8 protein-coding genes are annotated in these 12867 nt (G+C 68.9%); 2 read left to right on the forward strand and 6 right to left on the reverse strand.

Annotation, left to right across the window (positions count from 1 at the left end; all coding sequences use genetic code 11):
* Positions 1-36 precede the first annotated feature (36 nt).
* Positions 37-2520 (forward strand): KR domain-containing protein, encoded by a 2484-nt coding sequence (locus ACGFU7_RS42450; protein ID WP_393703623.1) that lies wholly within the window; start codon positions 37-39, stop codon positions 2518-2520.
* An 85-nt stretch (positions 2521-2605) separates the two neighbouring features.
* Here ACGFU7_RS42450 and ACGFU7_RS42455 read toward each other — a convergent pair whose 3' ends face one another.
* The 5 genes from ACGFU7_RS42455 to ACGFU7_RS42475 form a co-directional block, all read right to left on the reverse strand.
* On the reverse strand, positions 2606-3391 hold the full coding sequence (locus tag ACGFU7_RS42455) for a thioesterase II family protein (RefSeq protein WP_393703584.1): 786 nt from the start codon (positions 3389-3391) through the stop codon (positions 2606-2608).
* Positions 3392-3407: 16 nt separating this feature from the next.
* Positions 3408-4106, reverse strand: a complete 699-nt coding sequence (locus ACGFU7_RS42460; RefSeq protein ID WP_393703586.1) for a BTAD domain-containing putative transcriptional regulator — start codon at positions 4104-4106, stop codon at positions 3408-3410.
* 255 nt (positions 4107-4361) lie between these two features.
* Positions 4362-6902 (reverse strand): AAA family ATPase, encoded by a 2541-nt coding sequence (locus tag ACGFU7_RS42465; protein WP_393703588.1) that lies wholly within the window; start codon positions 6900-6902, stop codon positions 4362-4364.
* A gap of 366 nt (positions 6903-7268) precedes the next feature.
* Complete coding sequence (locus ACGFU7_RS42470; protein ID WP_393703589.1) at positions 7269-8606, reverse strand: carotenoid oxygenase family protein; 1338 nt, start codon at positions 8604-8606, stop codon at positions 7269-7271.
* 43 nt (positions 8607-8649) lie between these two features.
* Positions 8650-9342, reverse strand: coding sequence for a VOC family protein (locus ACGFU7_RS42475; protein ID WP_393703590.1), 693 nt, complete (start codon positions 9340-9342; stop codon positions 8650-8652).
* Between the two features lie 669 nt (positions 9343-10011).
* Between ACGFU7_RS42475 and ACGFU7_RS42480 the strand changes: the two genes are divergently transcribed.
* Entirely contained in the window at positions 10012-11109 is a 1098-nt protein-coding gene (locus tag ACGFU7_RS42480; protein ID WP_393703591.1) for a PucR family transcriptional regulator, read from the forward strand.
* Positions 11110-11187: 78 nt separating this feature from the next.
* On the opposite strand, the gene ACGFU7_RS42485 is transcribed toward ACGFU7_RS42480, so the two are convergent.
* The gene (locus ACGFU7_RS42485; RefSeq protein WP_393703592.1) at positions 11188-12816 is read right to left on the reverse strand and encodes an FAD-dependent monooxygenase; all 1629 of its coding nucleotides are present in this window, start codon (positions 12814-12816) and stop codon (positions 11188-11190) included.
* Positions 12817-12867 lie beyond the last annotated feature (51 nt).

A 12867-nucleotide genomic window follows, 5' to 3' on the forward strand; every position in this document is an offset into this window, starting at 1 on the left:
GTTCAGGCGGCTGAGGGTGAGGTTGTTCCGTTGCTGGTGGGGCTGGAGGGCCGGGTTTCCGTTGCGGCTGTTAATGGTCCCGGTTCTTTGGTTGTCGCGGGTGATGGTGAGGCGGTCGGGGTTGTTGTTGGGGAGTTGGAGGGGATGGGGCGCAGGACGAGGCGGTTGCGGGTCAGTCATGCGTTTCATTCGCCGCATATGGATGGGGTGCTGGAGGAGTTCGCCCGGGTGGTTGCCGGGGTGTCGTTCCGTGATCCGGTGATTCCTGTGGTGAGTGCGGGTGATGTGGTCTCGCGGGAGTACTGGGTGCGGCATGTGCGTGAGGCGGTGCGTTTTGATGTGGTGCTGGCCCGGTTGGAAGAGCTCGGTGTCGTGTCCGTGCTGGAGGTGGGGCCTGATGCGGCGCTGGCTCCGCATGTGACGGGTATGGCGGGTGCGGCGGTGATGCGCAGGGGCCGCCCGCAGGTGGTGACCCTGCTCAAGGCCCTCGCCCACGTCCATGTGCACGGGGCCGAGGTCGACTGGGGTGGTTTCGTTCCCGCCCGGAGCAGGGTGGTGGATCTGCCGACCTACCCGTTCCAGCGCGAGAACTACTGGCTCGACAACCCGGCCCCGGTCCAGGCCGACGCGACACGCAATGACGCGGAGGACGTGTTCTGGGAAGACGTCGAGCGAGGCGACCTCGCGGATCTGGCCGAATCACTGGAGCTGGGAGACGAGCAGAGCGCCTCGCTGCGTGCCGTGCTGCCCGCGCTGGCGGCCTGGCGCAAGCAGAGCCAGTGGCGCTACGGGCTGCGCTGGCAGCCGCTGAAGCACCGAGGCGGGACGGAACTGTCCGGCACCTGGCTCATGCTCACCCCTCCGGACGTCGAGACCACGGCCGGCTCCGAGCCCACGACATGGGCACTTCAGGTACTGAGGGAACGCGGTGCCCGAGTCGTGCAACTGCCCGTGGACCCGGCCGATCCCGGCTCCGCGGCCATTCTCGCCAAGCGGATCAGCGCTGTGCTCACCGATGAGCTGCCGCTCAGCGGTGTCCTGTCGTTCGCCGCCCTCGGTGCGGGCATCACCGAACACGCCGCCGAGCCCGAGACCGCCCTGCACCAGGTGCTGCCCGAAGCGCTCATCGGCGCCGAGACCGATGCCCCGCTCTGGTATGTGACCCGGGGTGCGGTGTCCGTCGGATCGGCTGACCCGCTGACCCGACCCGGACAGGCCCGTCTCTGGGGTACGGCGAAGACGTCGGTGACCGGCAGCGGCCGGCCCTGCGGCGTCGTCGATCTGCCTGAAGTCCTGGACGTGCGGGCAGGCGGAGCGTTCTCCGCGGTGCTCACCGACCCCCATGGGGAGAACCAGGTGGCGGTCCGGGCCTCCGGTACCTTCGTCCGCCACCTGACCAGGGTTTCCGGCGCGGGCACCCGGCCGGCCGACGGGCGCATCGCCTCCGGCACCGTACTCGTCACGGGTGGCGACACCCTGCCGGGCATGGAAGCGGCCCGATGGCTCGTACGCAACGGGGCCGCGCGGATTCTGCTCATCGCCGAACGCCCCGACGGGCTGCCGCGGTTCGCCACCGAACTGTCCGCCCTCGGCGCTGTTGTCGACACGGCCCACTGCGATCCGGCCGACCGGAAGGAACTGGCCGCGGCCCTCGCGGCGATCCCCGTGGAGTCCCCGCTGACCACCGTCGTGCACGCCGGCGCGATGCACGACGGGACGTGGGACGCACACCGTACGAGCACCCGCACAGCGGCGGAAACTCAAGTGGCGGCCGCGGTGAACCTGGACGAGCTGACCCGGGGCGCGGACCTCGAAACGTTCGTGGTGTTCTCCTCGGCCTCGGGACTCTTCGGCATTCCGGGGCCCGGCGACGATGCCCGGGTGCACGCCTTCCTGGACGCCCTGGTCCACCACCGCCGGGGGCTCGGACTGCCGGGCACCTCGGTGATCTGGGGCCGCTGGTCCGGCGACGGGGAAAGCGCCGTGACGTCCGGGCACCACGCGATGCGCCCCAGGATGGCGATCCGTGCCCTCGGCCAGGCGCTGGCGAGCGGCGAGGCCACGTCGGTGGTGGCGGACATCGACTGGGAGCGGTTCGTGCCCGAGTTCTCCGGCCGGGGACCGGAGTCACTCATCGCCGGCGTACCGGAGGCGGAGCCGTTCCTGGCGGCCCGCTCCGAGAGTCCCGAACCCGGACCGAGCGCCCTGCCGGGCCAGTTGGCGGGACTGTCCCCGAGCGCCCAGGAGACGCTCCTGCTGGAACTGATCCGGAAGCACGCCGCCACCGTGCTCGGATACCCGTCGGCCGACCTGGTGGACACCACGGCGGACTTCCTGGAGCTCGGGTTCTCCTCGTTCACCGCACTGGAGCTGCGCAACCGGCTGTGCACGGTCACCGGACTCACCCTGACGCCGATGGCGGTGTACGACCACCCCACGCTGGAGCGGCTGGCCGGTTACCTGCGGACCGAACTCGTGGGGGAGCCGGCGCCCGGAGCGGAGCCGCGGACGGACGGGTAGCACGGTGACACGGAACTGCCCGCCCGCGGGATCCGCGGGCGGGCAGTCGGCCGGCCTCTGTAGAAAGAAGGCGGTACGCGAGAGGTCAGCGGTCGGGCCGGACGGCGTGCGCGGCGGCGGACGGGTGCGGGGCGAGTTCGGACAGCCGACGGCGCAGCAGCCGGACGATGGCCTCCATGTGGTCATTGATGAAGAAGTGCCCGCCGCTGAACGTCTCCAGGGTGAACCGGCCCGTGGTGTGCTCCCGCCAGGCCTGTGCGTCATCGAGGGACACACGCTCGTCGCGGTCACCGGTGAGCACGGTGACGGGGCACGAGAGCATCATTCCGGGGCGGTGGCGGTGGGTCTCCACGGCCCAGTAGTCCCCACGGATCGACGGGAGCACCATCTGCAGGATCTCCTCGTCGTCAAGGAGCGCGGGGGCGGTGCCCGCCAGACGCTTCAGCTCCCGGACCAGCCCGTCGTCGTCGAGCAGCCGCACCTTGTCGTCGCGGTGGCGCGACGGTGCGCGTCGTCCGGACGCGAACAGTTCCACGGGGCCCTCGCCGTCCTCGGCGAGACGCAGAGCGACCTCATGGGCGACGACCGCACCCATGCTGTGGCCGAAGAACACCAGAGGCCTGTCGCGGTACGGCGACAGCGCGGCAGCCACCCGGTCGGCGAGCGTGTGCAGATCGCGCAGCGTCTCCTCGGATCTGCGCTCCTGCCGGCCCGGGTACTGGACGGCAAGCACCTCGGTGGTCTGCCGCAACGAGGTGGCCAGGGGATGGAAGTAGCTGGCCGCCCCACCCGCGTACGGGAAACACACCAGCCGGGGGCCGGAGGGCGGGTCGGGCTGGAAGCGCCTGATCCACAGGTCGCTGTCGGTCATCGATTCCCCTCGTGGTTCACACTGCTTCCAGGTATTCGAGTCTGCTGTCGGAAACCAGGATCGCCTGCTGGAGGTCGCGAAGGCCCCGGCAGGGCGCGAGGCCGAGCTCGTGGTAGAGGTTGTCGCGCAGAGATCGATAGGCGGCCAGGGCGTCGGCTTGACGGTCCGAACGGTACAGAGCGAGCATCAGTTGACGGTGGAACGCCTCCCGCAGCGGATAGTCGGTGACCAGCGCGTGCAGATCACCGATCAGATCGCGGTGCTGCCCGAGCGCCAGTTTCGAGTCGAACAGCAATTCCGAGCATTCCAGGCGCAGTTCGTCGCACCAGGTGGCGAAGGACTTGATCGCCTGGATGTCCTCGATCCCGCTGAACGCGGAGCCCCGGCACAGGGCCAGAGCGTTCTGGAACGACGCGACGGCCTGCTCGTGGCGCTTGGCGCGCGCGTGCTCCTTGCCGAGCTGGAGAAAGCGCTGGAAGTCGTGCAGGTCCATCTCGTCGTCCGAGAGGTTCAGCAGGTAGCCGGGTGCCCGCGTCACGATCGAGCTCTCCTCCCGCCCCGGGGCGGCCAGCAGTTTCCGCAGGTTCGACACGTACACCTGCAGGGATGCGATGACTCTGCGGGGCGCCCGGTCTCCCCAGATCTCCGCCACCAGCGCGTCCATGGACACGACCTGCCCCGCTCGGACCAGGAGGAGGGCGAGCACCGCCTCCATTTTCGGAGCGGTGATGAACCCACTGCTCCTGGGGCCACTCACCCGCAGGGGGCCCAGTACCTCGTATCTGATCCCGGTCTGTGGCGCCGGGGCACCGGGGGCACTCGGAACCCCACCCCCGCCGAAAGTTCTGCGTCGTGTCTCAGCTGCGGCAGCCAAGTCCTCCATCAGCACACTCCCGTTCCGTCGCTGGGCAACGATCGATTTGTGCAAACGTTTCCCACGTTAAAGGGGCCGTTCTGGGGTCACCAACCCCTAATCCTGCGGGGCACCCCCTAGGTGGGGGTGTCCCTGCCAAAAGGGGTCTTCGCTGTTCCAGGTGCGTGCGTACTCGATGAGTTCGGCGCGGCCGGAGATGCCGAGCTTGCGGTAGACCCTGGTGAGATGCTGCTCGACGGTGCTGACGGTGATGAAAAGGTCACCGGCGATCTCGCGGTTGCTCCGCCCGGACGACGCGAGGGCCACTACGCGCAGCTCGGCCTTGCTGAGACGCGGCGCGGATTCCTGTTCGCCCGCCGCCCGTTGAGGGGGCACCCGGCGGACCACCGCCGTCGCCTCGGCCAGGAGATGCCGGATCTGGCCCTCGATTTGCGGATAGCGGCCGTCGGACTGCCGGAGCTGGGCCTTCAGAGTGCGGCGGGCGTCGTGCGGCCGGTCCAGGCGCAGCTGCGCCTCGCCCACACCGACCCGCCAGTCCGACAACAGCGGAAGGTCGACGGACCAGGTCCGCAGGAGCTCGCCGCAGCGCTCGAAATCCAGCAGCGCGCGCCGGGGCTCGCCCACCGCGAGGTTGTAGCGGCCGCGGGCCGCGAGGAACCCTGGCCCCGCGCTGCCCCGGAACGTGTGGGGTGGCAACACCTTGTCGGCCAGCGGTGCGGCCTCCTCGGCCCGCCCCTGCTCGACGAGAGCGGTGATCAGGGTGGACAGCGGGCCGGCGAGGGCGACTCCCCAGCCGGCCTCGGAGATCTCGTCGAGTGCCAGGTGCGCCAGACGTTCCGCCTCGGCCGGGTCCTCCTGGCGCAGTGCGATCTCCGCCCGGCAGGCGGTGAGGATCGCCGTCCACAAGGGAACCCGGTTGCCCGCAGCCTGCTCCAGGAGCCGGTCGGCCGACCATGCGGCCTCGCGGGTGTGTCCCGCCGCGAGCAACTCGGCCAGCGCGATCGCCACATGAGGAAGCGAACCCTCCGTCAGTCGTACGCCGCGCAGCCTCTCGACGGCCCCGCCCGGGTGACAGTGAGCGGTGCCCGGGGGGAACGACGCGGTCATGGTGTGCGGCCCGCGGCCGGCCGGCTCCCCGTCGGCCCGGCTCCGCGGCCGGTACGGGCCGACGGCGGCCGACGTGTCGAAGCCGGGATAGAGGTACGAGAACCACACCCGCACCTGGTTGAAGGCGTCCGGCGCCGTGTCGGGCGGTGCCGACGAGAGCAGCGCCGCGGCCTCGTCCACCTCGCCGCCCCACAGCAGACACTTGGCCAGCAACGGCTCGGCGCCGCTCGGCAGGCTGCCACGCCGGTCCGGTGCGGACAGCTGGGCCGCGTACCGGAAGGCGAGAGCCGGGTCGGTCTGCCACAGGGCCTCGGTCAGTGCCACGGTCACCCGCTCGGCCTGGGGTCCGTCGGCGCCGGTGCGATGGGCCAGCCGCAGATAGCGAATCCTCTGTTCGGAGCGCGGGCCCTGCGTGTAGCGCTGCGCCGTTTCCAGGAGCGCGCGCACGGCCCAGTCCTCGCTGCTGCCTCCCGCGGCCTCGATCAGCGGGGCGATGGTCTCCACGTCGGCGCCGTCGTTGTAGAGGAGCCGGGCGGCGCGCAACTGGAAGCGGCACCGGGCCGTCGACGGGACTCCGGTACGGATGCTCTCCCTGATCCCGGGCGACCTGAGCAGCCCTCCGTCGACGAACCCCATGCTCGTCAGTTCGGCGAGAGCACGCCGGACGGTCTGCGGGGGAGTGCCGAGCAGTCTGGCCAGCAGGACGGGGGTGGCGACCTCGCCGAGAGTGGCCAGCGCCTGAGCGGTATGCAATACGACCGTCCCGGCCCGCCACAGGCAGCGCATCACGGCGTGACCGAACGCCTCATAGCCCTGGGCGTCCACCCGTACTCCCGCCGCGTCGTCGCCGCCGGGCGGTGTGCCGTACTGCGCAAGTGTGTTGAGGAGTACGGGATTTCCTCCGGTCATCGCGTGCCAGGCGGGCGCGAGCCGCACGCCGGCCACCGGTCCGAGCGCCCGGGTGAGCAGACTGCGCGTACCGCACGCCGACAGCATCGACAGCCGGATGCGGGTCACCTCCCGGTGCGACGGCAGGGTGCGGTAGAGGGCGAGGTCCTCGGCCGCCTCACCGGTACGGCAGGCCAGTACCGTGAGGATCCGGGCGCCCTCCCAGCCCTGGAGCAGGGACATGAGAATGTCGAGCGATGCCGTGTCCGCGTGCTGCACGTCATCGACGGAAATGATTACCGGTGTATGACGCGAGATTTCCAGAACGGTTTCGTTGAAGATCCGGGAAGCGGTCGACCGGTCCTGTTCCATTGGTTCACTCGCGGAATCGGCAATGAATTCCCCGGGCAGTGAATCCAGTAGCTGCTTCAGTACTCTCTGTGGCTGTACCCTTTCGGCCGCCCGGCCCGTCGCGGGCAGGACGAGCGCGCCCTCCTCCTGGGCGCCCGTGGTGAATACCCGCAGCAACTCCGTCTTGCCGCTCGCGACTGGGCCGATGACCTGCACGATCTGTCCGGCCTGGGTGCGCGTCAGGGCGAAGGCGTCCGTCAGCCGGGCCAGCGGGGCCGCGCGCTCGGACAAGGTTTCCTCGGCCCCGTCCTGTTCGGAATACGGGGCGTCGTGTGCCGTCGTTGTTTCGGTACGAGGAGGTGAAGAAAAACTTGGATGAAACACTCTCCGTACCTCCGATAACTGATAGAGAGACGTAAAGTCGGCGCGTGCGAGACGGGCTTCAGGATGATTGCATCTCGAATCAATGAGGTGCAACAACCGCCTGGTCAAGTTGATTCCGGGGCTTCCCAGGTGTGCAGTTCCGGTGAGGGGTCTTCAACTGTGGGCAGGCGGCGCCGCGGGACAAGGGGTTGACAGAGCCACGATGCCCGCCGCTCCTTCGGCAGGAAACGACGGGCGGGCAGGGGGACCGGTCGGTCCGGGACGGCGGCTTGCTCAGTCGAGGTCGGGAACCCAACTGCCGTGGAAGCCGGGCGGGACGCGTGCGGGGAGATGCACCCGGGCCACGGGTTCGCCGGTGAAGTCCTGCGCGGACAGGATGAGGAGATCCGTGGCGTCGCGTTCCGGGGCGAAGACATAGGCCATGACGTAGCCGTGGTCCTCCGGGGCGTCGGGCGCGGCAGGAGCGAAGACCGCCTCGGCGACCGCGGAGTCGACGGGGAACAGCCGACGTTCCGTCGTCCCCTTCGCGTAGTCGCGCTTGAGCATCACCTCCCCCGATCCGGTGTCGAACACCGCGTCGGACGCCACGGTGTAGCCGTACCGGTGCTTGAGCGACACGACGCGTTCGTCGACCCGGGGGAACTCCTGGTTCTCGTCGTTGAGCGTCTCCTGGAGCACCTTTCCGGAGTTCAGGTCGATCGTCCAACGGTCCAGCACGGGAGCGGAGTTGCCGTCGAGCCCACCCTTCTGCAGCATGCGCGGGAACCGGGTGAGGTCCACCACGACGGTGTCGTCCTCGTCGTACGCGTTGAGGGTGTGGAAGACCCAGCACGGTTCGAGGTCGAACCAGCGGACCTTGTCGGAGCCGCCGTGCCGGGGCAACAGGCCGATGCGGGCCTGGTGGTCGTTGTTCCAGGCGTACGGCAGTCGGGCCCCGGTCCTGGCGAGACCGGCGTTGTAGGTGATCGGCAGGTCGTAGATCACTGCGTACTTCTGGGTGAGGGCGAAGTCGTGCATCATCGGCCCGTCCTCGACCGGCACGTTCACGGTGCGGGTCACGGTGCCCTCGGCGTCGATGACGATGTACTGGACGTAGTCCCAGCCCGCGTAGTACGCGACCGCGTGCAGTTCACCGGTCACCGCGTCGCGCTTGGTGTGTGCCGTGTATCCGCCCGGCAGGCCCCCGTCGAAGTCGAACGGGCCGAGCGTGTCCAGCTCGTAGCTCATCTCGTACGGGCGGATGCCGGCCTCGACGAGGGCGAGGGTGCGGCCCGCGTGCCCGATGACATGTGTGTTGGCCGCCGCGTCCCGGTCGGCGAAGACGGGACCGGCCGGCCACGGCTCGCCGAGCCGTTCGGCCACGTTCCTGGAGCGGACCCAGCGGTTGCGGTACCACTCGGCTTTGCCGTCCCGCAGCCGCACACCGTGGACCATGCCGTCACCGGTGAACCAGTGATAGGCCTGAGGGTCCTCAATACCCAGCGGATTGGGGCCGTTGCGGAGATAGCGACCGTTCAGTTCGGTGGGAATCCGGCCGGTCACCGGAAGATCCGGCGCGGTTATCTCCTCGGAGACCGGCCCGATGCGTCCTTCCAGGAAACGATTCTTCATACGTGCTCGTTCCTTTCTCGGGTCCGGGTGCCGGGCTGGGGAATCACAGCTCGGCGAAGCCCAGCCCGTTGATGTCGAACGTCAGCCGGAGGGATCTGCCGGGCGCCTCGATCTCCACCGCGGACAGCCCCTCGGGGGCGGCCTGCTCCAATACCAGGGAGCTGTTGTGGAGCAGGAGCAGGGCGGTGTCGCCGTCGAGCCGCACCCGGTCCTCCGGAATGCCGTAAACCAGCCGGTAGTGCCGTACCGCCGAGGTCAGGTCCGACACCTGGATCGTGGCGGAGCGCAGCCGCATGTCGATCGACACGTCGGGTAGCTCGGAGTGGTACTCGATGACCCACGGCATCAGGTGGTACTGACCGAAGAACAGCGAGGAGAAGTGAATTTTGGAGCCGTCGGGCTGAGGTACCCAGGTGGAAATGGGTCCACAGTTCTTGACGGTCTCCGGCAAATTCTCCTGAAGGTTCGCGAGATCTTCGACGCACAGCGTGGCCGAGAAGATGCCGGGACCTCGCTCCTCCAGGTACTGGACGAATTTCTTACCGAACGGGGAGAGGCCCGCCTGTTCGGGTTCGGAAACCGCCATGATTTCCAGGAAACTCCCGTTCAGGGCGACGACCCGGCCCGTTATTCCCGGGATGGTGTCGGTGGGAACCTCGAAGGCGACGCCCAACGCCTCCTCTATCTCTGTAATTGTTTGGTCAAGATCGTTTACAGCAAAAGTGACGTGATCCAAGAACACTGCGGCCTCCCCTTGGCCCTCATGATCAGCGGCAGCCTGCCGCAGTCATCGCGCGCCGATGCGGCCGCTGTACTGGGTCCACTATCGGCTCCGTCATGAGTCGCTCCGCATGCTCAGTGTCGAAGCCCGGTGGGGGAGCCTGCACACCTGGGAAGCACCTCGGGGCAGGTCGGATGCGTTGCGGCTGATCCCTCGAACGCGGTCGGCGCGGCCGTGGCCGGTTTTGCACGGCATTGCGGGAGCGGCGATCGGAACCAGAATGCCGGTGGTGGGCCGCAGCCGCCCGGCTGAGCGCTGGCGCAGAGTTCCCCGAAGTTAGTAAAGGAATAGCCAAGGGGAGTGCAATAAACGGTATGTGTGATGCAGGTCATAGCCGTTGCAGTAGGGGGGGAAGGGAACCCGATGGAAGTCAGTTCGAATCTGTGCAAGATTGGGCGCTACTTTCGGCTCTTCGCGCTCCGCGCCCCGAGTCACCCCGGCGGGATTTGTGCTCATCTGTGGGGTCGGTGGTGACTGGTCCGGCGTGGTTGAATTTTGGACGGCCGGAGTATATCGCTACATGTATGGGGGCATGTGATGGGTACTTTGGAGCTTTCTCGCGGGGACATACTTTCCAGGCTTGCTGCGCGTACGGAAGAAATCGCCCAGGAAATCTGGTTAAAGGTGCAAATATATGCGGACGGTGGGGGCCTGGTCGGCTCCGCCGGCAGCGCGGAGCTCGTGCGCTCGGTCCTCGACAGGGGCCTGGAACTCTACCGGCAGGGGGGTCGCCTGCCCGCGGACGAACTCGCGAGGTGTACCGCGCTCGCCGTGCAGCTCGCCGAGCGGGGGGAGCGCATCGCGCCCCTGCTGCACGCCTGGGAGGTCGGCTGCTCGGTCGCTGTCGCGGATTGCTGGGTCTCGGCCCGGCCCGGGGAGCAGAGCGAGCTGGTTTCCCTGACCCAGTGGGCATCCACCGGAGTGAAGGAGATCACCGCCGCGATCAGCCTCGCCTACGTACACGCCCAGAAGCAGGCCGGGCTCGACACCTCGCGCCGGGTACTCGCGGACCTCATGCTCAACGGATCCGCGACCGACGAACTCGCGGCCACCGCGCACCACACACCGGCGAAGGAGTATGTGGCTGTGGCCGGCCGGGTGGTCGGCGAGATCACGCCGAGCGCCGCCACCGTGGCGCGGGCCTCGGCCGCACTGATGACCGGAGACCTGGGGCTGAGCTGCCAGGCGGGCCGTCATCTGTGCATCCTGGCCCCGATCCGCTCCCATCGCAGCCCGGACGAACAGGCCGGACAGATCGTGGAGACGCTCAAGCGGGTGGGAATCACCTTCGCCGCGCCGGCCGGCGCGGTCATAGCACCCCGTTCGGAACTCGCCGTGGCCATCCAGCAGGCTGCCAGGATCGAGTCGCTCGCCAACATCGCCGGGCTCGACGGCAAGACGGTCGAGAGCAACCAGGTCATCAGCGAGCTCGCCATCTCCAGGGACAGCGAGTACCGCAGGCAGCTGATCTCCCTGATCGATCCGATCGTGGAGACCCCGGAACTCCTCAAGACGCTCCGTACGCTCTACCTCATGGACCTGGACAGGACCAGGACTGCCCGTCGGCTCAACGTCGCGCGGCGGACCCTGACCTACCGTCTGGAACGGATCGAACAGCTGACGGGAATCAACCCCGTACGCACCCGCGGCATTCTCGCGTTCGTTCTTGCGCTCGCCGCCCGGGATCTCGACTCGTCCTGTGCCGTGCCCGAAAGCGCCTGACCCCGGCGCCGCCCGAGCCCCTGAGCCCGTCCGGTGCTCCGGACGGACTCAGAAGGGCCCGCGGCGGCTCGCCGTGGATCAGCGAGGGGTGCCGGACGTCGTGTGACCGATGAGACCGAGTGCCGCCGCACTCAGCCACTCACGCGCGCACTCCTCGGACGTCCGCCAGCCGATGAAACCGTCGGGCCGGACCAGTACGGCTCCCTCAAGGCTGATGCCGTAGGACGAGAGGAACGATCCCTCGACATCGACGTACACCGGCCCCTCGCCGGGCACCGCCCGGTGTTGCGGGCCGACGATCCGGCGCACGGTCACGGCGGGTTCCCGTGCGTCGAGCGGTTCGGCCGCGGAGTCCCACGCGCCGCCAGGAGCGGCGGTCAGCAGGACGAAACCGTCACCGAACAGATCCAGCGCCGAGATCCGCCGTCCCTCGTGCTCCAGCACGACATGCGGGGCCCTGGTCCCCGGACGCCCCGACGGCCGGTGCGGGTCCTCGGAGACCGCGGCGTCCCCGGCCGGCTCGTCCGAGCCGCCGCACTCACGGGCGGCCGCGAGCAAGGACGGGTAACAGTAGCCGAGTTGCACGGTCGCCCGGGACTCGGCCGACGACTGCCCGATCCGGGCCAGGGTCTCCTGCACCGTGTAGTCCGCGACCGGACGGCGCTCGGCGTCATAGGTGTCGAGCAGGGCCTCGCCCGCGGTGCCCGCCAGCACGGCGGCCAGCTTCCAGGCGAGGTTGTGACCGTCCTGGACCCCGGTGTTGCCGCCGAACCCACCGGCGGGCGGCATCGCGTGCGCGGAGTCACCCACCAGGAAGACCCGGCCGGACCGGAAGCGGTCGGCGACCAGAGCCGCGCTCTCCCAGGCCATGGCGCTGTGCACCGTGACCTCTGTCCCGGGGTCGTCGGCGGCCACCCGGACCAGCGCCCGCGTACTCTCCCGCAAGCCTTCCTCGGAAGGGTCGATGCCCTCGAACAGCGGGAAGCCGAGCTGCCACATCCGGGACTCGCTGTTGCCGCGGGCGAACAGGAAGGCACCGGCCTTCTTGACGATGACAGCCATCGCCCGCCGCCCCCGAATCACCGGTTCCAGATCGGCGTCGAAGATCGCGCTCACCGAGCGCCCGAGAGCCCCCGGACCATGACGTCCGACGCCGAGCGCCTCCCGTACCGGGCTGCGGATCCCGTCGGCCGCCAGCAGATAGTCGCAGCGCACCGTCCAGCTCCCCGAGCCGTCGGTCTCGTCCAGCGTCGCAGTGACCCCGTCCGCGTCCTGGACGAGGCCGTCGAAACGAGTCCCGAACCGCACCTCGGCGCCCAGCTCCCGCGCGCGCCCCAGCACCAGCGGCTCCAACCGCTGCTGATCGCACAGGCGCATCCCGGTCGGGCTGATGTCGAGCGTCTCGTCGTGGTGGTTACCCGTCGGCACATAGTGCTCGTCGGCCAACGTGTCCACCACGACGAAACCGATGGGTCCGGGATCACCCGCCTCGCGGACCTCGTCCTCGATCCCCACCGAGCGGAACAGCTCCATGGAGCGGGCCGTCACCAGCCGCGCCCGCGGATGCACCGACGTACCCGGTCGCTGCTCGACCAGCAGACACTCGACGCCCTTGGCGGCGAGGAACAGAGCAGCCGACAGACCGCTCAGACTCCCTCCGACTATCAGAACGGGGACATGCCGTGGGGTGCTGTGCTGGTCTCGCATTCAAGCCCTCTCGTCGCCGGCCTGCTCACACGGCCGCCCGTTCTCATGTCT

This window comes from Streptomyces sp. NPDC048473, assembly GCF_043200155.1.
GTDB lineage: Bacteria > Actinomycetota > Actinomycetes > Streptomycetales > Streptomycetaceae > Streptomyces.

Excerpts from the sequence above, each read along its gene's own strand:
- ACGFU7_RS42455 (WP_393703584.1), bottom strand. The coding sequence starts at position 3,391 with ATGACCGACAGCGACCTGTGGATCAGGCGCTTCCAGCCCGACCCGCCC.
- ACGFU7_RS42460 (WP_393703586.1), bottom strand. The coding sequence starts at position 4,106 with ATGGAGGCGGTGCTCGCCCTCCTCCTGGTCCGAGCGGGGCAGGTCGTG.
- ACGFU7_RS42470 (WP_393703589.1), bottom strand. The coding sequence starts at position 8,606 with ATGAAGAATCGTTTCCTGGAAGGACGCATCGGGCCGGTCTCCGAGGAG.
- ACGFU7_RS42485 (WP_393703592.1), bottom strand. The coding sequence starts at position 12,816 with ATGCGAGACCAGCACAGCACCCCACGGCATGTCCCCGTTCTGATAGTC.